This is a genomic window from Streptomyces scabichelini, from assembly GCF_011045015.1.
In the GTDB taxonomy this organism is placed as follows: Bacteria; Actinomycetota; Actinomycetes; order Streptomycetales; family Streptomycetaceae; genus Streptomyces; species Streptomyces scabichelini.
Genome location: NZ_JAAKZY010000006.1, coordinates 102414 through 124987 on the forward strand (window position 1 = coordinate 102414; position 22574 = coordinate 124987).

The 22574-nt window shown below is 72.0% G+C and carries 19 protein-coding genes; 12 read left to right on the plus strand and 7 right to left on the minus strand.

Annotated elements, in window-relative coordinates; translation table 11 throughout:
* The first annotated feature begins 102 nt into the window (after positions 1 to 102).
* The 4 genes from G5C60_RS03525 (at position 103) to G5C60_RS03540 (ending at position 4356) form a co-directional block, all read left to right on the plus strand.
* Positions 103 to 681, plus strand: a complete 579-nt coding sequence (locus G5C60_RS03525) for a DUF6230 family protein (RefSeq protein ID WP_165254670.1) — start codon at positions 103 to 105, stop codon at positions 679 to 681.
* Positions 678 to 2993, plus strand: coding sequence for a polyprenyl diphosphate synthase (uppS, locus tag G5C60_RS03530; RefSeq protein WP_165254671.1), 2316 nt, complete (start codon positions 678 to 680; stop codon positions 2991 to 2993). The genes G5C60_RS03525 and uppS overlap by 4 nt, the downstream gene beginning before the upstream one ends.
* Before the next feature lie 62 nt (positions 2994 to 3055).
* Positions 3056 to 3523 carry a hotdog family protein gene (locus G5C60_RS03535; RefSeq protein ID WP_165254672.1) on the plus strand — a complete coding sequence of 156 codons (468 nt, stop codon included), beginning with the start codon at positions 3056 to 3058 and terminating at the stop codon, positions 3521 to 3523.
* 89 nt (positions 3524 to 3612) lie between these two features.
* A complete protein-coding gene (locus G5C60_RS03540; protein WP_165254673.1) occupies positions 3613 to 4356 on the plus strand; it encodes a class I SAM-dependent methyltransferase in 744 nt (247 codons plus the stop codon).
* A 49-nt stretch (positions 4357 to 4405) separates the two neighbouring features.
* Here G5C60_RS03540 and G5C60_RS03545 read toward each other — a convergent pair whose 3' ends face one another.
* Positions 4406 to 4867, minus strand: coding sequence for a MarR family transcriptional regulator (locus G5C60_RS03545; protein ID WP_165254674.1), 462 nt, complete (start codon positions 4865 to 4867; stop codon positions 4406 to 4408).
* Between the two features lie 293 nt (positions 4868 to 5160).
* Here G5C60_RS03545 and G5C60_RS03550 point away from each other — a divergent pair, with 293 nt between their 5' ends.
* The 3 genes from G5C60_RS03550 to G5C60_RS03560 all read left to right on the plus strand — a co-directional run bounded on the left by G5C60_RS03550 (position 5161) and on the right by G5C60_RS03560 (position 8049).
* Positions 5161 to 6381, plus strand: coding sequence for a cytochrome P450 (locus tag G5C60_RS03550; RefSeq protein ID WP_165254675.1), 1221 nt, complete (start codon positions 5161 to 5163; stop codon positions 6379 to 6381).
* Positions 6382 to 6411: 30 nt separating this feature from the next.
* Positions 6412 to 6612, plus strand: coding sequence for a 4Fe-4S domain-containing protein (locus tag G5C60_RS03555; protein WP_165254676.1), 201 nt, complete (start codon positions 6412 to 6414; stop codon positions 6610 to 6612).
* Positions 6613 to 6993: 381 nt separating this feature from the next.
* Complete coding sequence (locus G5C60_RS03560; protein ID WP_165254677.1) at positions 6994 to 8049, plus strand: hypothetical protein; 1056 nt, start codon at positions 6994 to 6996, stop codon at positions 8047 to 8049.
* 260 nt (positions 8050 to 8309) lie between these two features.
* Here G5C60_RS03560 and G5C60_RS03565 read toward each other — a convergent pair whose 3' ends face one another.
* A complete protein-coding gene (locus tag G5C60_RS03565) occupies positions 8310 to 8489 on the minus strand; it encodes an alpha/beta fold hydrolase (protein ID WP_165254678.1) in 180 nt (59 codons plus the stop codon).
* Positions 8490 to 9170: 681 nt separating this feature from the next.
* Between G5C60_RS03565 and G5C60_RS03570 the strand changes: the two genes are divergently transcribed.
* The 5 genes from G5C60_RS03570 (at position 9171) to G5C60_RS03585 (ending at position 15734) form a co-directional block, all read left to right on the plus strand.
* A complete protein-coding gene (locus G5C60_RS03570) occupies positions 9171 to 9401 on the plus strand; it encodes a hypothetical protein (RefSeq protein WP_165254679.1) in 231 nt (76 codons plus the stop codon).
* 83 nt (positions 9402 to 9484) lie between these two features.
* Positions 9485 to 9976 carry a hypothetical protein gene (locus G5C60_RS03575; RefSeq protein ID WP_165254680.1) on the plus strand — a complete coding sequence of 164 codons (492 nt, stop codon included), beginning with the start codon at positions 9485 to 9487 and terminating at the stop codon, positions 9974 to 9976.
* 209 nt (positions 9977 to 10185) lie between these two features.
* Positions 10186 to 14940 carry an HAD-IC family P-type ATPase gene (locus G5C60_RS03580; protein WP_165254681.1) on the plus strand — a complete coding sequence of 1585 codons (4755 nt, stop codon included), beginning with the start codon at positions 10186 to 10188 and terminating at the stop codon, positions 14938 to 14940.
* Positions 14941 to 14997: 57 nt separating this feature from the next.
* The gene (locus G5C60_RS52975; RefSeq protein ID WP_277611010.1) at positions 14998 to 15129 is read left to right on the plus strand and encodes a hypothetical protein; all 132 of its coding nucleotides are present in this window, start codon (positions 14998 to 15000) and stop codon (positions 15127 to 15129) included.
* 140 nt (positions 15130 to 15269) lie between these two features.
* Positions 15270 to 15734 (plus strand): hypothetical protein, encoded by a 465-nt coding sequence (locus G5C60_RS03585; protein ID WP_165254682.1) that lies wholly within the window; start codon positions 15270 to 15272, stop codon positions 15732 to 15734.
* Positions 15735 to 15843: 109 nt separating this feature from the next.
* Here the strand turns inward: G5C60_RS03585 and G5C60_RS03590 are convergent, their stop codons facing one another.
* The 5 genes from G5C60_RS03590 to G5C60_RS03610 are packed head-to-tail and all read right to left on the minus strand — an operon-like array spanning position 15844 to position 22520.
* Positions 15844 to 17127, minus strand: coding sequence for a metal-dependent hydrolase family protein (locus tag G5C60_RS03590; RefSeq protein WP_165254683.1), 1284 nt, complete (start codon positions 17125 to 17127; stop codon positions 15844 to 15846).
* A gap of 58 nt (positions 17128 to 17185) precedes the next feature.
* A complete protein-coding gene (locus G5C60_RS03595; protein WP_165254684.1) occupies positions 17186 to 17968 on the minus strand; it encodes an ABC transporter ATP-binding protein in 783 nt (260 codons plus the stop codon).
* On the minus strand, positions 17965 to 19908 hold the full coding sequence (locus G5C60_RS50935; protein ID WP_206439051.1) for a dipeptide/oligopeptide/nickel ABC transporter permease/ATP-binding protein: 1944 nt from the start codon (positions 19906 to 19908) through the stop codon (positions 17965 to 17967). The genes G5C60_RS03595 and G5C60_RS50935 overlap by 4 nt, the downstream gene beginning before the upstream one ends.
* Positions 19898 to 20944 carry an ABC transporter permease gene (locus G5C60_RS03605; RefSeq protein ID WP_165254685.1) on the minus strand — a complete coding sequence of 349 codons (1047 nt, stop codon included), beginning with the start codon at positions 20942 to 20944 and terminating at the stop codon, positions 19898 to 19900. Before G5C60_RS03605 ends, G5C60_RS50935 begins: the two co-directional genes overlap by 11 nt.
* A 16-nt stretch (positions 20945 to 20960) precedes the next feature.
* A complete protein-coding gene (locus G5C60_RS03610; protein ID WP_165254686.1) occupies positions 20961 to 22520 on the minus strand; it encodes an ABC transporter substrate-binding protein in 1560 nt (519 codons plus the stop codon).
* Positions 22521 to 22574 lie beyond the last annotated feature (54 nt).

The window sequence follows — 22574 nt, forward strand, 5'->3', positions numbered from 1 at the left end:
CGGTCAATCGTCAGCAATGTCATCAGCCGATGGATGGATAGTCCGATCCTTCCGCCGCAGGTGGTCGTTGGGACGGGCGTGATCAAAAACGACGTCCCCGTGATGACGCATGCCGGACGCACGAGCCGGTGGCGTTTCGCCCTGGCTCTGACGCCTTTGCTTGCGGGTGCCTCCGCCCTGCTGGCGGGAAGCGCGGCAGGCGCGGTTTCCGTGGCCTTCGCGGGAGAGGTACCCGTCACCGTGCATGCCGCGCGGGTGTCCGGGTCGGATCTGTCGGCCTCACCGGCCGCCTCGGGCCGCGGGAGCCTGCTGCCCGCCCTGGCCACGCGGATGGAGAAGGCGAGCGTGGAGGACGCCTGCGTCACCTCCACCGCTCAGCTGCCGCTCGTCGGTGCGGTGACGGTCGTGGTGCGTATTGAGCGGGCCTCCGCCAACGGGCTGACCGTGGAGGCGGGTCAGGCCACGGCCCGCTCCGTGAAGGTCTCCGGTGCGAAGCTCGGCACCCCGCAAGTGTCTTTGAGCCGGCCCACGGGCTTGTTCACCGTCGGCGCGGACAAGGTGAGCGGCACCGGGGTCACCACGCAGCCGCATGCCTTCACGGCCGGGACGATCACGTCCCACGGGGTTGCCATCGATCTGCGCCGGGGAGCGGGCGGTTGCGAGCGGGGAGACGCCCGATGAGCGGGACGCCGCCGTCCGACTGGAGATCCCGCTGGCGGGAGTGGCGTCGGAGCCGCCCGTTCGCGGCGGGACTGCTGCTGGTGCTCGGCGGCCTTGAACTGATCGGAATCTCCTGGGCAGGACTGGGATTCCTGCGGTTCGCCGGCACCGCGGGCGCCGCCTCCTGGGCCCTGGGCGCCATGTTCGTCGTTGCGGGGGTGACGACGTGGCGGACCCCGGCCCTGCGCTACTTCTCCGGCGTCCTGGCCGCCGTCATGTCGCTGGTCAGTCTGGTCGCCGCCAACCTCGGCGGCCTGCTGCTCGGGTTTCTGCTGACCGCCGTCGGCAGCGCCCTGGCCCTGGCGTGGATCCCCCAACCGGCCCCAGCAGCCCGAAGGAAGGCTGAGGTGAAGAGCTTCGCCGTGTCGGCGGCAGTCCCGGTCTGGCGCCGCAGCGGCATCCATGATCCGGTGCTGCGCCGCGGCTACGAGGTGTGCCGGCACGCCACCCGTGCCACGGGGGAGATCGAGTACGCCGTCTCACAGCTGCTGCCGCCGCCGCTCCGCTTCGCCACTTGGGCGCTGTACGGCGCCGTACGGGCAGTGGACGACCTGGCTGATGCGGCCCAGAACCCTGACAGAGCAGCCGAAACCCCTGAGCGGGCCGCGGCGGAGCGGGCCGGGCGCCTTGAAGCATGGATCTCGGCGTTCGACGCGGACCTGCGAGACGGCCGCAGCACCGACCCGGTGCGGCAGGCGCTGATCCACACCATGCTGGTCTGGAACCTTCCGCCGGGGTTCCTGCACACCCTGTTCGAAGAGCTGCGCCGGGACGTCCACGGACGGCAGTTCGCCACCTGGCATGAGTGGCGGCACTACAACAGTCTGATCAATACCCCGCTCGTCCTGCGCATGGGCTCGCTGCTGCTGCGGGTGGCGGGCCTGTCCGCAGAACCGGAGGACCTTGCCGCCGGTGTGCCCGACGCGGCGGCCGCCTGGCAGACCGCAGTCGATGCCGTCTATCTCACCGACGCACTCGTCGACCTCTCCGACGACCTCGGCCGCGGCCATGTGCCGCTGCCGCAGGAGGCCCTGGACGAAGCCGGGGTGCAGCGCACGGACCTGCTGGCCCGGCGTAGTACCCCTGCGTTCGAAGACCTGGTGCGCCGCCTGGTGGACCGGGCCGGCACATGGTTCGACCGGACACCACTGCCGCCGGTGCTGCACCCGGCCATCGGCATCGCACTCAACACGTACACCGACCTGTACCGGCTGCGGCTCAAGGCTGCGGCCGATGCCCCCGCCGCGCTGCTGCACCGTCGCCCGGCACTGCCGCGACGTGCCCGCCTGCGCCTGCTGCTGCCCGCCCGGGCCCGGGCCGCGCTGGCCTGGAGCCTGTTCCCGTTCCCCGTCCGGCCCTGCCCGCTGCCCACGCCCGAGCCGTCCGTCGGTGGTGCGGGCGGAGCCGTCAGTCCAGTCGAGGAGGCACGCCGGCTCGCCGCTCAGCGCCGGCCTGTCGCACAGCCGACCCCTCACCCGTCCGGAGCCCGCCCGCCGCAGTTGCCCGCCGAGGCGACGCCGCGCCATGTCGCGATCGTGATGGACGGCAACGGCCGCTGGGCCGGCGCCCGCGGCCTGCCCCGCACCGACGGTCACCGGGCGGGCGCCGACGCGCTGATCGACGTGGTCCACGGCGCCCTGGAGATCGGCCTTGAATATCTGACTGTGTACGCGTTCTCCACCGAGAACTGGAAACGCCCCGCCGACGAACTCCACGCGCTGATGTACGAAATCCCGCGGCAGCTACGACGCCTCGTGGACGACTGCCAGTCGATGAACGCCCGCGTACGCTGGGCCGGACTACGCTCCCGCCTGCCGGCCGATGTCATCGAGGCACTCGGCGAAGCCGAACAGGCCACCCGTGACTGCACCGGCCTGACCGTGACGGCATGCGTGAACTACGGCGGACGCGCCGAGATCACCGCTGCCGCGGCGAAACTGGCCCAGGCGGCGGCCGCCGGGAAGACCGAACCCACCTCGGTCTCCGAACACGCCTTCGCCCGCTATCTGCACGTTCCCGAACTGCCCGACGTCGACCTGCTCCTGCGCACCGGCGGCGACCAGCGCACTTCCAACTTCCTGCCCTGGCAGGCGACTTACGCCGAGCTTTTGTTCCTCGACACTCCCTGGCCGGATGTGGACCGCCGCGACCTGTGGCACGCCATGGAGGAGTACGCACGACGCACCCGCCGCTACGGCTCCGTCCCCCGCGTCCCTGCCCAGTCCGCCGAGTCCGCCGAGTCCGTTGCCCCCTTGAGTCAGGAAGGCGAGTGACGGAGTAGCTTGCCCCGGGACGGATGGAAGGACCGGCCCGGGCCGAAAGCGAAGGGGAGAACGTGTCCCAGAGCGGTGACAGCGATGACTGCGGTGACAGTGGTGACAGTGGTGATATCGGTGACGTTGAAGTCGCCGGAGTGAACAAGGCGTCCGCGCTCTCGGTGGGGCAGGTACTCACGGCGCAGCGCACCATTCTGGCCGAGGACATCGCAGCGTTCGCATCTCTTGTGGGCGACGAGGGGCGCCACCACGTCTCGGCTGACCGGCAGGTCATGGCGCACGGTCTGCTGACAGCCTCGTTGGCGACGCAGATCGGCGGCCGACTGGACTACATCGCCCGTCGGATGAGCTGGGAGTTCCTCAGGCCCGTCTGGGAGGGGGAGACCATCACCGCGCGCGTGACAGTGCGGGCACTGGAGCGGAAGCGGTCCGGGACGGGGATCGAGTTCGGCATCGTGATCGTCAACCAGGACGGCGATGAGGTGCTGCGCGGGGACAGCACGGGCGTTGTGCGCGACTCGGCCTGATGCAGCCCTGAGAGACTAATGCAGCCCTGCGAGACGGTCGGCCGCAGACGGCTTCTTATGTACCCGGCCCGCTGGGCAAACTGACGTGCATGGCCACCTACGACACGCTGGGCGCGACGTATGCCCGGACCCGGCAGCCCGACCCGCGGATCGCCGCGCAGATCCACGCCGCGCTCGGAGACGTCGCGGACGTGATCAATGTCGGGGCCGGCACCGGTTCGTACGAACCCCCGCAAACGGTCCTCGCGGTCGAACCCAGTCAGGTCATGCTTGCGCAGCGCCCACCAGGATCCGCGCCCGCCGTGCAAGCGGGCGCGGAACACCTCCCGCTGCGTGACAACGCCGCCGACGCCGTCATGGCCCTGCTGACCGTCCACCACTGGGCCGACCTGGCGGCCGGAATCGGAGAACTGCGCCGGGTCGCCCGCCGCAGCATCATCATCCTGACGTGGGACCAGCACATCTTCCGCGAGCGGTTCTGGCTCGTACGGGAGTACCTCCCGGAGGCAGCCGCGTTCGACGACAGCCGCGCCCTCCCCAGCGACCGGCTGGCCGACCTGCTTGGCGGGGCGCGCCAGGAGCCGGTCCTGATTCCCCACGACTGTACGGACGGATTCGGCGCCGCATACTGGCGCCGCCCCCACGCCTACCTCGACCCGCAGGTGCGCGCGGGGATCTCCATGCTCGCCCAGACCGGCGAAGACGTCATCGCGCCCGGACTGACCCGGCTCGCGGACGATCTGACGACCGGGCGGTGGCACACCCGTCACGCCGAGCTGCTTGCGCTCAAAACGATCGACGTCGGTTACCGGCTGTTGGTGACCGACCTCTGACCCAGGTGCCGAGAGCCTCCGAACCGGTCGCACCGTGGGAGCTGCGTGGCTACGGGCGGGGCCAGGGGCGGCCGGTGAGGCGTTCGATGTCGGTGTTGAACTGCTTCAGGTCGTCGATGAAGCGCTGCAGGCGCTCGGGCGGCCAGCCGGCGACGACGTCGGCCACGCCGGCGACGATGTGCTCACGCTGCTCGCTGAGGCGCTTCGAGCCCTCCTCGGTGATGCGGTACTTGCGAGCCACCCCGCCCTCCGGGTCGAGCGTCCGCTCCACCAAGCCCTTCCGGAACAGGGCGGAGGTCTGCCGGGTGAACGTGGACGGGGCGAGCCCGAACGCCTCGACGAAGTCCGGGATGGACATCGGGCCCTGCGCCTCGAGCCTGCTGAGCAGTACGTACGCGCTGCGGTCCAGGGCGTCGCCGCCGCGGGCGCCACGGGGCGCCGTCATCTCCCGGTGCCGCGTCAGGATCAGCAACTCCTGCTCGATGCGCTGCCCCGCGTCTCGGGCGTCCACGCCGGTCTCCTTCATCTCCGTACGACGATGTCGCCCACCCTAGGGCCGGAATGCGCCATGCAGGACTCGTGCATCATGCACTCTTGATGCACGATGCACGACGCCTATAGCGTGCAGAGCCGTGACGCTCCCGCGCTCGGGCAGACCGGTCTGCCGGCTCGGATTCCGGTGGCACCGGGCCGCGATACGGCCGCAACCGTCGTGCGCGTGCCCGCCGACCGTCGGTGTTCGGCCCTGCCGCGTGCACTCCCGGGGAGAGAGCGCCGTCGATTCCCCCCACAAGGAGATGCCGGATGGCTGACAACGATCAGGTCCTCCAACTGCCGCTTCCCACTGCCAACCCCCTGGAGCCGCCCGCCGAATGGGAACAGCTGCGTCGGCGGTGCCCGGTGGCCGACGTCGCACTTCCCAGCGGGGACAAGGCGAAGTTCCTGTCGCGCTACGACGACGTCAAGGCGATCCTCGCCGACCCCCGATTCGCCCGCCCGACCGCGGCCGACGAGGACGCCGCCCGCATCGCCCCCGAGGGTGCGGGCGGCCCGGCCGCCGACGGCGACAGCGCACTGGCCATCCCCGACAACGGTGAACCGCACCGTCGTTGGCGGCGCCAGGTGGGCAAGTACTTCACCGCCAAACGGATGGCGCAGCTGCGACCGGGCATGGTGAGGACCGCGGAAGGCCTCGTCGACGACATGGTCGCGCAGGGACAGCCCGGTGACCTCAAGGCGTCCCTCGGCTTCCCTCTGCCCGTGTACGTCATCTGCGACATCCTGGGCGTCCCCGCCGCCGACCGAGACCGCTTCTCGCACTGGTCGGACGCGTTTTTGAACGTGAGCCGCTTCTCGGGTGAGCAGAGCGCGGCGTCGCAGGCCGAGTTCGTCGAGTACATGTCCGCGCACATCGCGGCGACGCGCGCCGAACCTGGCGAGGACCTGATCAGCATGCTGATCAGGGAGAGCGAGGCGGAGGACGAGGGGATGTCCGACGCCTTGCTGCTCAGCACTGCCATGGGGCTGCTGGTCGCCGGACACGAGACCACCGCCAACATGATCGGCAAGATGGCCGCCATGCTCCTGGCCGACCGCAGCCGGTGGGAGCGGCTGCTGGACGACCCTTCCCTGGTGCGGACCACGGTCGAGGAGGCCCTGCGTCTCGACGCCAACCTCGGCTTCGGACTGCGGCGCTACCTCACCGAGGCCATCGAGGTCGGTGACGAGGTACTGCCGGGCGGCACCACCGTCGTGTGCGGCATGGCCGCCGCCAACCGCGACGAGCGGGCCTTCGCCGACGCGGACGAGATGGTGCTCACCCGGTCTCCGAACCCGCACCTGACCTTCGGCGCCGGACCGCACTCCTGCCTGGGGCAGGCCCTCGCCCGCACCGAACTCCAGGTCGCCCTCGAAGTCCTGCTCCGCAAACTGCCCGCCCTTCACCTGGCCGTCCCCGTCGAGGAACTCCAGCGCATCGAAGGTCTGCTCGTCGGCGGGCTGCGCACCGTGCCTGTGCGGTGGTGAGCCACGCTTCCGGAAAGGAAAGGAACGACCGTGAAGGTCAGCGTGGACCAGAACAAGTGCTGCGGCGCCGGCCAATGCGTACTGATCGCACCCGAGGTGTTCGACCAGCGGGACGAGGACGGCATCGTCGTCCTCCTCGACACCGAGCCCGCCGAGGAGCTGGACGTCACCGTGCGGGAGGCGGCGGCCGTGTGCCCGGCCGCGGCCATCACGCTGCACGACAAGGCGTGAGCCCCCCCGAATCACGTTCCGAGTGCGTCGGTGACGACGGCGGGGGCGGTCTCGTCCATCGCACGGGGCGGCGCCTCATCCGTTCGGCCGGGGTGGACGGATGAGGCGTGGGCGGCCGGAAAGGGCCGGGGGTTCACCCGGACGGAGGAACCGCGTGTGCTGCCGCCATGCGTGGGTCGGCTTGAGCCTTGGTCCCACATCATCACGGCAGGCCGTGCACGAGGTCTTTCCGGTGTCTGTTCAGTGTCTTTCCAGCGGGCGATCTTGATACGGGTCCCGCAGGATGGTGCCGGTTGCCCGGCCACCGGGATGGCACGCGGGCAGCCGTTTCTCCTGCGCGGCGATCTGCCGCCCCCGATCCCCCACTCAGGGAGCAAGCCCATGGCAGTGATGACCAAGACGTTGGCACCGGCGCTGGAGGATGCCCGCCAGGCCCATACCGCGGTCCTCGACCGGCTCCGGGCGGATGCGGCCGTCACGCCGCCCGGCCCGTACCGGCAGATGCTGGAGCGCCAACTCGACGACGTACAGGACAGCGTTCAGCGCATCGAGCGTCACGTACGCGATCGGCGGCCCCGCGGCCTTCTCGGCGGCACGGTCGGCATGGCGGGTTTCGCCGCCCGCACCACCGTCCGGGTGGCCATGCTGCCGCTGACCATCGGGCAGAGGATCGTGACGGGGATGCTGCGCGGCCCGGGACCGGCCGATGAGCGGCGGCTGCTGAGAAACACCGAGGACGAGTACGCGACGGCGGCCCGTGCGCTGGCGACCTCCCGGGCGGGCGAGGTCCTCGCCGAGCAGTTCCAGGACCAGGCCACCGCCGACCTCCTCGCCGCGCTGCGTCGTCAGGACCAGGAGCTGCTGGCCACGCTGGAGGACAACGTCGCCGCACAGGCCCGGTCCGTGGCGGCCGCGAGCAACGGGTTCCATCCGGACCGGAGTGAGGGCGGCCTGGTCGACACCGCCACCCGCACCATGCGGACCGCCGCCGACCGGCTGCGGGACGTCGCCCGGACGGGGGGACGGCAGGCCAAGGATGCGGCAGAGGGGACGATGCGGGAGATGCCCCGGGCGACCCGCATCGCCGAGGAAGTCCAGGGCGCCGTGACACGTGAGGAAGACCTGCCGATCGCCCGTTTCAGCCAGCTCACCATTGACGAGATCCAGCGGCAGTTGCGCCCGCTGTCCCAGTCGGATCTGACGGTGATGGAGGGCTACGAGCGCGCTCACGCCAACCGCAAGGGCGTCCTTGACGCCATCGAGCGCCTGCGCAGCAGCGAACCCTGGCCCGGCTACGACGCCATGGAGCCCGGGCAGATCGGGGGCCGCTTGCGGAGCGAACCGGCCAGTCTGGCACGTGAGGTGATGGAGTACGAGCGGCGTCACCGACAGCGGGAGTCGGTCATCTCCGCAGCCGAGCAACGCGTCCCCATGTAATCCCGACCCGGGGTGCTGAGCCCCGTGACCGAGAAACCGAGAAACCGAGAAACCGATGGCCGATGGCCCGCCCGGCGTGATGACAGTCGTGCGGAGCCGGACATGTCTGACAAGCCGCCCTGGGGCCTGAACCTCACTGTTCCCAGGGCGGTTTACAGCGCGGCTCGGCGCCGGTCCGGAAGCCGGCCGGCGCCAGGCCGGTCACGCTGCGCGCCAGCCCCGCTTGGCCCGCCGCCCCGCCTGCCCCGGGCGCGGCGCGATCAGCCCGCCCAGCGAGTGGGCCACCGCAGGTCCGTCGCGATGATCTCCCGCTGCCCGTTCAGTAGCGGCACGACCGGATCCCATGTCTGCCGGTGGCAGCCCAGCCCGTGCAGCAGCGCTACCGGCTCCCCGGAAACCCTGCCGTTCGTACGCCGCCGCCACCGGGACCACCGGCCCATCCCCGACACGATGCCGCCACATGTCCAACTCGGCACGAAACTGCGGCATTTCCCGCCCATGGCAAGGGCAGCACATCCTCGGGCGCAGCCCACGCCGTCCCGGCTGCCCCCGTCGCGCGGAGCCTCGGCATGCGCGTTACTCCGTTCGGCCCCACACTGAGGGTGACCAGCTGGTCCCGCAGGAGGTAGCTGCGAGGTGACCAGCAGACGCGCACCCTGAGCGGCTGACTTCCCGCGAGTGCATCGAGCGGGATCCATCCAGTCGAAGAGCCCGGTCGCACTTCCTTCGGGAGGCTCCGTGATCTTGATAGCCCTGCTCGTACCGGTGTTCATGATGGTGCTGATGCTCGCGCTGGAGGCATTCGAGAACTTCCTGTTTCCTCGGCACAGGCAAGAGCAAGGACACGAAGTAGAGACAGACCGTCACCCGCGATTACGTGTCGCCTCCTCCCAGGACCGCGGTGGCACACGCCCCGACCCCGCGCTCGTCCCGCCTCCTGCCTGGCCGCCGCTCACCTCTGGAACAACTGCATGTCGGCGGAGTACGGGAGCGTCCTTGGGGAACTCGGATTCCGGTACAACCCCAAACGCCTTTACTCGGCAGTGGGTTACCGCCCTCCGAGATGGTCGTCCGAGTCGGCTGTCCGTACATACACGGCACCGCACCAAGGAGGAAACTTCATGACCACCAACGTCGAGACCGGCGGAGTCACCGGTACGAAGGACAAGAATTACAACCTGATCTGGTACGTCGAGTCGTGCCTGGACAACGCTCTGCGGCTGGAGACCTACATCCGCGACGCGGAACGCGACAACGACACCGAACTCGTGGAGCTGTTCCGCAAGGCCCAGGCCGACAGCCGAAAGGGCGCCGAGATGGGCAAGCAGCTGATGCGCACGCGGCTCGGCTGACACCGCGCCTCGAAGGCAGGCCGGTACGGCGGGCGGGCGCGAGCCTTTGGCCTGCTCCGCCCGCCTGGGAGGAGTGGCTCGTGATGAGCACGTCGTCCTGGTCCACCGTCGTCCAGGTCCGCATTGTCGACGGGAGTGCGCCGGCCAGGGACACGGTGAAGACCGCGATCACCCGCACATTCGAAACGCTCGAAACGCTCGAGACCCCCGACGCCGCCGAGGCGGCAGGCCCCGCTCCGGCCGACCGGTCGTTCAGCGTCGAAACAGCGGGCAGGCGTTTCCCCACCGGCGCAGCACCGCTCGCGCCCTCCGGCTCCGGCCCGGCCACGATCACGATCCTCGGTGACGTCGACGCCGTCGACCGCGTGGCCGCCGTACTCAGTGCCGCCTTCGCCACCGATCGCGTCGCCGAGGACAGGACCACCCTGACTCTCCGCATCCACCCGGACCGACATGCCTTAGGGTCGGGCGCCCAACCTGCGCGTCATCATCCCGCGAACATCGACGCCGGAGCCCAAGGCCATGGCACTGGAGGCCACGGCACTGTACGAGGCGGACCGCAAGGCCGACGGTGAGGCTGCGCGGCCCGGGCGCCGACGATGATCCCGCCTGACTCCTCTCATTCCTCTCACTTCTCTCACTCCTTTGACTCCCCGCCCCGGCCATCCACTCGTCCGGCGGGCCTGCGCTGGGCGAGAGGTACCGGGGCGTGCCCATACTGACGGAATCCGTGTCGTCCTCCGGGGCGCCGCCCACGCCCGCCGCCGGCCGATGTGGAGACCGCGTGATCCTGCCAGTGCTCTCCTCCGCGCTCTCCAGATCCGTACAATCCGCGGCCGTACTGCCCTCGGCGGTGTCCTCCACGATCCGCTCGGCCGCGGAGGCGCTGACCGCGGTACCGGCCGCGCTGCCGGCAGTCGGGCCCCTGCTGCGTCCCTCGACGCCCCGGCTCTGGCAGACCCACGGAGGCGTGCAGATCGAGGTCCGGCGCCTGGGGCGGCCCGGGACGGCACGCGCGGCACGCGAGGCGGAGGCCGCGCTGCGCCGGGTGCCGGGGGTGAGCCGTGCCGAGGTGAACGGCACGCTGGGCTGCGTGTACGTCGGCTGCGGGCCCGAGACCGACCTGGAGCGCGTCACCGGCCTCGTCGCCGCGGCGGACACCGCCGCCGACGAGGCGAGGGGTGAGGATGCCCGGCGGGCGGGGGAGGGCCAGCGGGCACGGAGCCCGATCGGGTTTCCCAGCGCTTCGGGCGCCGCCGTCGGGGCGGCCGTCCGGCTGGGTGCGGGCCTGGTGTCGGTGGGGGTGGCGTCGGTGGGCAACGCGGTCGGGCTGCGGGGCCTGCCACCGGTGGTGATCTCGGCGATCCAGCTCGTGGAGGCCGCGCCGCCGCTGCGCGAGGGCATCGCCCGCCGGATCGGCGAGACGGCCACGGAGCAGGGCTTCGCCGTGGCCAACCTGCTGGTGACGACACTGACGTTCCGGCCGCTCGGCGCCACGGTGGCCGCTGTGCTGGCCGCGGCCCGGTACGCGGAGGTACGGGCCCGGCGCGGGGCGTGGGGGGACTGGGCGCGCAGGATGGCCGTGCACGAGGGGACGTACCGACACGACGCGGTGCCGGGCTACGAGCGGCCCGCCCCGCTGCCGCCGGGGCCGGGCGACCGGTATGCGAACGTGGCGGCTCCGGTGTCCCTCGCGGCGTACGGGCTGACGGCGGTCGGCGCGCTCAGCCATGACCGTGCGCTGGCGCTGCTGATCGCGGGGACGCCGCGGGGCCCGCGGTTCGGCCGGGAGGCGTTCGCGTCCTCGGTGGCACGGGCGGTCTCCGACCGCGGGGCACTGGTGCTGCGGCCGGAGGCGCTGCGCCGCCTGGACCGGATCGACACGGTGATCCTCGACGCCAGGGTGCTGGCCACCGGCGGCTGGACGGTCGAGGGTGTGGTGCGCCTGGCGCCGCCCGGCACCCCGGAGCCGGTCCGGCCGGACGGCCACGGTCCGGAGGGCGGTGGCCCGGACGGAGGCCCTCAGGAGGGTGGCCAGGAAAGCGGCGTTCCGAAGCAGCACGGTCCGGAAGGTCCGGACGACGACGAGCTTCACGCACGGATCCACGAGCTGATCGAGTCGGACGGCCCGTCCCGGTGGCGGCCCCGGCACGGCGTCGGCCCGGTACCGCCGCAACGGCAGGAAGGCTGGGAGCTGCGGCCTTTCACCGGTACGGACGCCGCTCCGGCCGGCGCCGTCGCAGCTGCGGAGCCGGCCGCGCTCGCTCGGCAGTGGGCCGAGGAGGGTGCGCAGGTCATGCTCGTCCTGCGGGAGGGCACGCCGGTGGCCGTGGCCGCCTTGGTGCCACAACTGCATCCGCTCGCCCACCACTTGGTGCGCGCGGCGCGGGAGTGCGGCCAAGTGCGGCTGGTGGGCGGCCCGCCGGGGCTGCACCGCCGGTTCGGGCTCCGCGAGGCCGCGCGCACGGGTCACCGGCGCACCGCTGCCCTGGTCCGCTCGCTCCAGTCGCAGGGCCACGGTGTCGCCGTCGTCTCGGCCCGGACCCGGCGCGCCCTCGTCCGCGCGGACCTGGGCATCGGAGTGATCCCCGGGCCCCGCCATGTGCCGTGGGACGCCGATGTCGCCGCCCCGCCCGACGTCGTCCACCTCCTGCTGACCGCTCTGCCCGAGGGGCGGCGGATCAGCCGGCTCTGCACCCGTCTGGAGGGCGCCGGCGCAGTGGCGGGCTCGGGCCTCGCTCTCCTGGTGCCCCGCCCACGTGCCTGGGTGCGGGCCCGCCTGGTGACCGACGGGGTGACCATCGCCGGAATCGCGGCGGGCTTCTGGGCGGGATGGCGGCTGCACAGGCGCCCGACCCCGGCCGCCGCGGAGCGTACGCCCTGGCATGCCATGACGGTACGTCAGATGATGGCGCGGCTCGGCACCTCGTCCCGGGGACTGGACGAGGCCGAGGCCGCGCGGCGCCGGCAGTTCACGGGCCGCGACCGGCACGACGGTGCCGTCACCCTGATCGGCAGGATCGCCGAGGAGCTGGCCAATCCGCTCACGCCCATCCTTGCGATCGGCGGCGGCATCTCGGCGGCGCTCGGTTCCGTGCTGGACGCCGTGCTCATCGGCGGTGTGCTCGGCGTCGACGCGCTGGTCGGCGGGGTGCAGCGGCAGAAGGCGGACCAGGCGGCGGATCGGCTGGTCGAGGCGACCTCGGCGCGAGTGCGGGTGCGTCGGCCCGGCCGGACGGAGGCGGTGGCGGCGGCCGGCGAGCATCTGGTGCGCGGCGACGCGATCGAGCTGCGGGCCGGGGACGCGGTCCCGGCGGACTGCCGGGTGGTGCGGGCGCAGGGCCTGGAGGTCGACGAGTCCAGCCTCACCGGCGAGTCGCTGCCCGTCGTGAAGAGCGCCGCGCCGACCGCGGCCCGGACGGTCGCGGACCGTACGTCCATGCTCTATCAGGGGACGACGGTGGCGGCCGGCGAGGCGCTGGCCGTGGTCGTCGCCACCGGCACGGCCACCGAGGCGGGCAGCGCGGCGGACGCGGGCCCCGAGGGCGGGCCGCCGGAGAGCGGTGTGGAGCGGCGGCTGAAGGCGCTGGGCCGCTGGTTCCTGCCGCTGTCCGTCGCCGCGGGCGTCGTCCTCTTCGCTGTGGACCTGCTGCGCAGGCGGCCCCTGGGCGCCGCCCTGGGGTCCGCGGTCAGCCTGTGCGTGGCGGCCGTGCCCGAGGGGCTGCCCTTCGTCGCCACGGTCGCGGAGCTGGCCGCGGCCCGTCGGCTGTCCACCCGCGACACCCTCGTACGCAGCGCCTCCACCATCGAGGCGCTGGGCCGTACCGATGTGCTGTGCTTCGACAAGACGGGCACGCTCACCGAGGGCCGGATCAGTCTCCAGCAGGTCTCCGACGCCCGGGAGGAACGTCCGCCCGACCGGCTCACCCTGGCGCTACGCCGGATCGTCGCCACGGCCGCCCTGGCGGGTCCACCGGGGCAGGCCGCGACCCTCGCGCACCCCACCGACCGTGCCATCGCGGCCGGCGCCGAGCTGCTCGGTGCCACCCCCGCCCGGGCCGCCGGGCTCGGTGCGGACTCCTGGCAGGGCCTTGCGGAGCTGCCGTTCGAGCCGGGGCGCGGCTACCACGCCGTGCTGGGGCGGTCCGACTCCGAGACGCGGATCGTCGTCAAGGGCGCACCGGAGGTCGTACTGGCCCGCTGCGTCAGCATCCGCCGGGACGACGCCCCCGAGCCCTTCGACGACCGGGTACGGGAGGAAATGGAAGCGGAGATCGACCGGCTGGCCCGGCTCGGTCTTCGGGTCCTCGCGGTCGCTGAACGCGTCCTGCCCACGGGGGCGTCCGAGGCACCCGTATCGCCGGAGTCGCTCGATGACGAGGACGTCGGCGAGCTGAGCCTGCTGGGCCTGCTGGGCCTCGCGGACCCGGTGCGGTCCACAGCGGCCGAGAGCGTGGACCGGCTGTCCAGGGCAGGGGTACGTATCGTCATGCTCACCGGGGACCATCCCAGCACCGCCGCCGCGATCGCCCGGGAACTGCGGCCGCACGAGGAGCCGCGGTTGATGACCGGGGCGGAGCTGGACTCCCTGGACGACCCGGCGCTCGCCCGCACGCTGCCGGACATCACGGTGTTCGCCCGGGTCACGCCGGCGCACAAGGTCCGCATCGTCACCGCGCTGCGCTCGGCCGGCCGGATCGTCGCCGTCACCGGCGACGGCGCCAACGACGCGCCCGCCATCCGGATCGCCGACGTCGGCATCGCCCTCGGCTCCCGGGCCACTCCCGCGGCCCGCGCCGCCGCCGACGTGGTGGTCACCGACGACCGCATCGAGACCATCGTCGACGCCTTCGTCGAGGGCCGGGCTATGTGGGCCTCGGTCCGTAAGGCGCTGGGCATCCTGCTCGGCGGCAACCTGGGGGAGATCATCTTCACCCTGGCGACCACGCTGCTCACCGGGCGCAGCGCGCTGAACGCACGCCAGCTCCTGCTGGTCAACCTGCTCACCGACATGCTGCCTGCCATGGCCATCGCCGCCCGCCCGCCCGCCGACAAGACCGACCGGTTGCTCGCGGAGGGGCCGGAGGCCTCCCTCGGCAAAGCCTTGATGCGGCACATCCGGCTGCGTGCCGCCGTGACCACGGCGGCGGCCACCGTCGCCTGGATCGCCGCCCGGGCGACCGGCACCCGAGCGCACGCCGACACCGTCGCCCTGGTCGCCCTGGTCGCGTCCCAGTTGCTCCAGACCCTGCAGGACGCCGGCCGCGATCCGGTGGTCGCCGCGGCCGCCGTGGGGTCACTGGTGGTGCTGGGTGCGGTGGTGAGCGTGCCGGGGCTCAGCCACTTCTTCGGCAGCCGGCCCCTGGGCCCCGCGGGCTGGACGATCGCGCTGGCGTCGGCGGCAGGGTCGGTTCTGGTGCCCGCCGCGGCGCAGGGGGCGGCCGGTGTGCTCACGCGGACGGGGCGAGGAGCGGGCGGCGCGGCGTGCCCGCAAGGGAAAGTTCACGCGCAGGCCACCCTGGTGCAGTCTTCCGGATGACATGAGACCGCACAAAGGAGTCGTACCCAGCACGATCCACACGAAAGGCGGCTCGTCATGCCGCACATCCTCACCACGATCGTCACCCAGGTCGCGGTCGCCCTGCTCGAGGCCGCCCTGATACGTCTGTTCATGCAGCTCTGGAAGTCGTTCGCCGCGGGCGCGCGTCCGGTGGCCGCCCCCGCCTGACCGCGGCGCTCGAGCCGCCCCTGAACCACCAAATGAACCACCAAATAGATTTATCCGGTTTGGCGGTTTAGTGGCGCATATGGATGGAAGCCGCTTCGGGGAGACTATCGACTCACGCTTTCCAGCAAAGGAGGGCGGAGATGATTCCCCCACACGTCGAGCCACAGTCCCAGCAAGAACAGCAACCTGCCGAGGCCCAGGCCGAAGAGGGCCGCGCCCAGGGGAGGCGGACGGGCGGCAAAGTGGTGCACATGCACACCGCGCACGCCAAGGTCCCCATCCCCTACGTGACCCCGGGCGACATGTTCTCCAACGTCCGCACGGCCACTTCCACGGCGACGTCCGCGGCCACCTCACTGCTTCCGTCGCCACGCAAGCTGGCCTTCTACGGCGTCCTCGGCGGCATGACCGCTGCCGGAGCCATCGGATGGCCGGTGGCGGTGGCCGTCGGCGCCGCCACCGAAGTGGTCACCCGAGAACAGGCCGCACGGCAACGCGAGGAACACGAACGCGTCGAGCGGGAACGCGCCGAACGCGAACAGGGCCGACAGTCCGCCACCGAGCAGACGCAGCCCGAAAGGCCCGCACGGACAGCGACGGCGTGACGTGCCCGTGTCCGGAACACCGGTGGGATCCGAACGCCGTGGACAGCTGTGGACGGCTTTCGGATCCCACCGGCGTTTTTGAACAACCTCGGCATGTCGGAGGCGATTGTCAGGCGACGGGTACTGCCTCGCGTGCGGTGGGGACCGCGGGTGTGGTGCGGCTGAGGAGATCCTTGTGGATCACGCCGGACTGGGCGACGACGACGATGTTGGACGGGTCGCCGAGGCCCGCGATGTCGGTGAGGGGATCGACGGCGCTGACGACGAAGTCGGCGAGCTTGCCGGTCTCCAGGGTGCCCAACTCCTCTTCTAGGCCCAGGAGTTCGGCTGCCGTGGCGGTTCCGGCGACGAGCGCGTCGGCGGGGGACATGCCGAGCTCGACGAGATAGCCGAGTTCCAGCAGGTTGCGGCCGTGCGGGACGACACCGGCGTCGGTGCCCATGGCGATCTTGGCGCCGCGCTCGATGGCGTGGGCGATGTTGGTCTTCGTGATCCCCGACCAGCGCACCTTCTTCTCGTAGTGATACGGCTGCATCGCCGCCTTGTCGATGCCGGTGAAGACGGTCGAGAGCGTCGGTACGAGGAAGACGCCGCGCTCGGCGGCGAGGTCGAGGGCCTCGTCGTCGATGCCGTAGCCGTGCTCCACGCTGGTGACGCCGCCGAGAATGGCGGCGTGGATGCCGGCCAGCCCCTGGGCGTGCGCGGCGACCGGACGGCCGCCGTGGCGGTCGGCCTCATCGACCACCGCCCGCACCTCCTCCACGCGCAGCCCCTCGTCGTCGGGGGTGTCGTGAGGGCTGCCCATGCCGCCGGTGGTGCAGATCTTGATCACGTCCGCGCCGGTACGGATCGCCTTGCGTGTCGCGAGCCGCGCCTCGTCCGGGGTGTCGGCGAGATGGGCGCCGCCCTCGTGGAGGTGCATATGGCCGCCGTCGAAGTGGTGGAAGTCGCCGTGGCCGCCGGTGTGGCTGATGGCGTTCACGGCGATCTTCAGCCGAGGGCCGGCAATGAGGCCGTGGGCGAGCGCGTCCCGCACCCCACGCGTGGCACCGGCGAGGTCACGGGCGGTGGTGACCCCGGCGTCGAGGGTGGCGCGCAGGCGCTCGGCGGTCTCGTAGGCGACGTACGCGGGGTCGGTCTTGAGCGCGTGGAACGGACCCTGGGGCAGGCTGAGCTTGACGTGGACGTGGGTGTCGATGAAGCCCGGCAGCAGGGTGCGTCCGGCCAGGTCGATCTCGCGGGCGCCCGGGGAGGGCGGGGCGGTGGCCGCTTCGCCCGCGTAGGTGATGCGCCCTTGTGCGTCGGTGACGAGCACGGCGTCGCGGATCGGTGCGGCGTCGGGCTTGCCGGTGATGAGGCGGGCGTTGGTCAGACGGAGCGGCTCGGTGGGCATGAGGATGTCCGGTTTCCCTTCAGGTGGTTCAAGTGATTCAGGTGGTGTGGAACGGGGCTCAGACGAGGGTGAAGCCCGGGGAGGCCGGGTCGGCGTCGAGCAGGGTGCGGGTGTAGGGGGCTGCGGGCGACGCGTAGACGCGGGAGGCCGGGCCGTGTTCGACGAGCTCGCCGTGGTGGACGACGGCCACCTCGTCGGAGACCTGCCGTACCACGGCGAGGTTGTGGGAGATGAAGACCATCGTGAGGTCGAGCTCGTGCCGGAGCTCGTCGAGAAGGGCGAGGATCTCGGCCTGGACGGAGACGTCGAGGGCGGAGGTGATCTCGTCCGCGATGACGAGGCTGGGCCGGATCATCAGGCCGCGTGCGACGGCGATGCGCTGGCGCTGGCCGCCGGAGAACTCATGCGGGTAGCGGTCGATGGCGTCGGCCGGCATGCGGACCCGTTCGAGCCACTCGGCGATGACGGCTCGATGCTTGCGCACCGCGGCACGCCGGGGGTCGAGCGCCTCGGCGAGGGCCACGCCGACGGTGCGGCGGGGGTCGAGCGAGGAGTACGGGTCCTGCGGGATGAGCTGGACGCGGCGGCGGAGGGTGGTGCGGGCCCGGCCCCGGACGCCGGCGACGTCGGTGCCGTCGATGGTGATCGAGCCGGACCGGGGGCGCAGGCCGCCGACGATCGCTTTGGCGAGGGTGGATTTGCCCGAGCCCGACTCGCCCACCAGGCCGAGCGTGCGGCCCCGGGGGAGGGTGAGGCTGAGGTCGCGTACCGCGTGGGTGGCGGCGGGCCCATGGCCGTATGTGATGTCGAGGTTCTCGATGCGGAGGAGGATGTCGGTCATCGGCGGGACTCCTCGGCGGTGGCGGTGGCGGCGTCGGCGACGGCAGGTGTGGCGCCGAGGGCAGGTGTGGCGGCGACCGTGGGTGCGCCGGCGACCGTGGGCGTCGCGGCCACCAGCTTGCGGGTGTAGGGGTGTTGGGCGGACTCGGCCGTGAGGTTCGCCGCCGTGGTCTCCTCGACGATGCGGCCGCCGTTCATCACCAGTACGCGGTCGCACAGCGCCCGTACGACAGCCAGGTCATGGGAGATGAAGAGGATGGCGGTGCCGAACTCGCGGTTGATGCGCACGAGTTCGCGCAGGATCTCGGCCTGCACGGTGACGTCGAGCGCGGTGGTGGGCTCGTCGGCGATGAGCAGCCTGGGCGTGGTGGCGATCGCCGAGGCGATCATCGCGCGCTGGCGCATGCCGCCGGAGAGCTCGTGAGGGTGCTGGCGGAGACGGAGTTCGGGCTGGGTCATTCGCACCGCGCGCAGGGCGTCGAGGATGCGGGTGCGGGCCTCGGCGCGGCCGGCGCGGGCGTGGGTACGGAGGACCTCGGTGAGCTGGGTGCCCAGCCGGAGCGCGGGATTGAAGGTGGTGCCGGGGTCCTGGTAGACGAGGCCCATCGCGAGGGCGAGGTCCCGGGGTGCCATGCGGCCGAGAAGGTCGAGGTCGCCGAGGCGCATGCGGGCGGGCCGGGCGGTGAGCCCTTCGGGCAGCAGGCGGGCCAGGGCCATGGCGGTGAGGGACTTGCCGGAGCCGGACTCGCCGACGAGGCCCACGATCTCGCCGGGCGCGATGCGCAGGGAGACGTGATCGACAAGGGTGTGGCCGACGGCGTCGGTGATGACGAGATCGTCGAGTTCGACGAGAGCCGTGGCGTCCTTGGCCCCGGTATCTGCCGCCGCGCCCTGCACCTCGGCGTCCGCTGTGACGTCCTTGTTCTCGGCGGTCTCGGCGGTCTCGGCGGTCTCGGCGTCGGCAGCGGAGTGCTTGGCCTTGGCGTCCGCTGTGGCACCCCGCGCGCCCGCCGAGCCGGCGCCCGAGGCATCGGAACGGAGCAGCGCCGCCGCGCGGCCACGGGAACCGGTGCGGGGGTCGGCGGCCGCGGCGAGGCCGTCGCCGATGAGGGTGGCGGCGACGCCCGTGAGCACGATGAGCAGGGTCGGGCCCACCATCTGCCAGGGGCGGCCGGCCAGCAGGGACGGCAGGGCCTCGTTGAGCAGCTTGCCGTAGTCGTAGTCGGGCGACTGGACGCCGAGACCGACGAAGGACAGCGCGGAGAGCGCGGTGAGCGCCTGGGCGAAGGCGGAGGCGGCGAGAACGAGCAGCGGCTCGGCCATGTTGGGGAGCATGTGCCGGGTGGCGATGCGGTGCCCGGGTACGCCCATGAGGCGGGCGGTGGTGACGAAGTCGCGGCGGGAGATCTGGGCGGCGAGGTTCGCGGTCAGGCGGGCGAAGTGGGGGACGCCGGCCAGGCCGATGGCGGTGACGGCCGATCCGGTGCCCGGTTCGAGGATGGCGGCAACGACCAGCGCCAGGAGCAGGGCGGGAAAGGCGACGAGGGCGTCGATGGAACGCAGTCCGAGGGTGCGCAGCCGCCTCGGGGCAAGCCACACCGCCGTGCCGATGAGGATGCCGCCGAATACGGAGACGGCGGCCGCGCCGAGGGTCATCAGCAGGGTGAGCCCGGTGGCGACAAGGCTGCGGGCGAGCATGTCGTGGCCGGAGGCGTCGGTGCCGAACCAGTGGGCGGCCGACGGCTGGGCGGCACTGTCACCGAGGGCGGTGGCGCGCTCGTCGAGCAGCAACGGGGCGAGGAAGCCGGTCGCGACGATCGCGGCCATCAGGGCCAGTCCGATGACGAGGCCGGGCGTCCAGTTGAAGCGCCGGGGTGTCCCGGCCGCGAGCGGCGGCACAGCGGGGGCGGCCGGGGTGGTGGTGACGCTCTCAGTCGCCATGAGCGCCTCCGAGATTGCGGGAGTCGACGAGCGCGAGCAGCACATCGACGACGAGGTTGACGAGGGCGGCGATCATGCCGATGACCAGGACCATGCCCTGGATGACGGGGTAGTCGCGGTCGAGGATCGCCTTGATGATGCCGGACCCGAGGCCGGGCAGCGCGAACACGCTCTCGATGATCAGCGCGCCGCCGAGCATGCCGGAGAGGACCAGGCCGCTGAGGGTGAGCGTGGTGGTCAGCAGGTTGGGCAGCGCGTACTTCAGGTGGAGGGCGGCGGGCTTCAGGCGCCAGCCGCGCGCGGTGCGCATGTAGTCGTTCTCCAGGACGACCGCGGTCTCGCGGCGCACGACACGGGAGACGGTGCAGGCGGGGCCGACGGCCAGAGCGGCGATGGGAAGGAGGAGGGAGAGGTTGGGGTCGCCCGGGGAGTAGGCGGGCGGGAGGAGCGGGACGACGCCGATGCCGGTCGCGAAGAGGACGACGAGGAAGGTCGCCATGATGTAGCCCGGCACGGAGTCGAGGAAGCCGGTGAGAGCGCCGAAGGCGGTGTCCAGCCACCGGCGGCGACCGCCGCGCGTGGCGATGGCCACGGCCATGCCGAGCGGGACGGCGACGATCAGGACGACGAGGATGGCGTAGAGGGAGACGAGCGCGGTGAACGGCAGACGGTTCCCGATGATGGTCTCGACCGGCTGGCGGTACTGGAAGGAGTCGCCGAGGTCGCCGGTCAGGACTCCGCCGGCGTAGTCGAGGAACTGGGTGAGAACGGGGCGGTCCAGGCCGAGTTGGGAGTGGAGGGCCGCGATGTCCTCGCGGGTGGCGTCGGGGCCGGCGAGGGCCACCGCCGGGTCGCCGGGGATGAGCTGCACGATGAGGAACGACAGCACGAGCAGTACGAGGAAGACCGCGGCCAGACCGATGAGGCGGCGGAGGGCGAAGGCCGGCCAGGGCCGGCGGCCCGTGGGGACGGTGCGGCGGGCCGCGGGTGCGGGGACCGGTGCGGCCGGTGGTGGGGCGGACGTGGTGGTGGTCATGGCGCGGGGCTCCGTGTCAGCCGGTGATGCGGATCGTCGCGGGATCGATGTAGTCGCCGAGGGTGCGGATCGAGACACTGTCGGCGCTGACGGCGGCTTCGGCGAGGCCGGCGAGCGGGGCGGCGTCCACCCGCTCGAGGAAGGACTCCTGGGCCCGTTGCAGTGCCTGGCAGCGCTTGTCGGCGGCGGTGGTGCTCATCGCCTGCTGGAGGGCGGCGTAGCCCTTCTCGTCGACGGCGCCGGTCTTGTTGCGCCCCCCGTCCTCGGTGGCCGGGCCCATGACGCGCAGCAGGGAGGAGGGGAGGGTGCCGACGACATTGAGGTCGCCCTGGATCGTGACGTCCCAGCCGTTGCCACCGGTGCTGGTGACCTCGGACCACTGCGCGTTGTCGAGGTTGCGCAGCTTGACGTCGGCGCCGGCGTTGCGCAGCACTTCGGCGATGTACTCGTTGCCCTGTTCGAGTTGGTTGGTGCCGACGAGGCGGATGGTGACGCCGTCGAGGACCTTGCCCGCGGCGTCGGGGTCGTAGCCGGGGAGCAGCGAGGTATCGGTGTTGACGCACGGCAGCTCGGCGGAGCCGACGGACCTGAGGACCTGACCGCGGCCGTTGGTGGCCACCTGGGTGAACGCATCGGGGTCCACGGCCTGGGCGACGGCGCGCCGCAGGCCGGGGCGGCCGGCGAAGACCGAGCCCTTGCGCTCGTTGAACAGCAGGTAGGCGCCGATCTGGTTGACCAGGTCGAGCGAGAAGGAGTCGTTGTTCTCGAACCGGACCATGCTCTCGTCGGAGAAGCTGGCGACATCGAGCGCGCCGGAGAGCAACTGGGTGGCCTTCGTGGACTGGTCGCCGAAGGGCGTGAGCACCAAAGTGGCGGGGGCGGTGCCCTTGAGAGGTTCGGAGAAGCGGGGCCAGGCATCGTAGTCCTGACGCAGCGTCAGTTCATATCGCACGGCGGGGGTGGCCCGGGCGAGGGTGTACGGGCCCGAGAACGCACCCTTGACCTTGCCCGCGGCCAGGCCTTCGGGGTCGGCGAGGCCTGCCGGACAGACGATGCCGGTCTGCGGCAGTGAGAGCCCGGTGGGCAGGTCGGCCCAGTCCTCGGTGAGTTCGACGGTGACGGTGTCCGCGTCGTCATCGGCGGTGACGGTGGCCTTCCCGCCGCCCATGGCGAGGGTGCGGCCCGGGGAGGCGGTCTCGGGGTCGGCGAAGCGGGTGAGGGAGTCGGCGACGACGGTCGGGGTGATGGGGGTGCCGTCGGAGCATGTGGCGCCGGAGCGGATGGTGAAGACGAACTCCGAGGCGGAGACTGCCTTCCAGCCGGTGGCCAGCCCGCCGGTGAGCCCGTCGCTGTCGCGGCGGGTGAGGGTGTCGTAGAAGAGCCGGTCCACGAAGTAGTCGTCGCTGGCGGCGCCGAGGGCGGGATCGAAGGTGGAGGGGTCGCTGCCGATGCCGGCATTGACGGTGTCGGTGGCGGAGCCGCCGGCGCCGCGCGCGGAGAGGCAGCCGGTCGACGTGGCCAGGACGGCCACGAGCGCCACCGCGAGAAGGGGCGGCCTGAGGCGTGTTCTTCGCATGGAGAGTCTCCGGGGCGAATCTGACGAGTCGGGGAGGGAGGCGGGGAAGCGGGG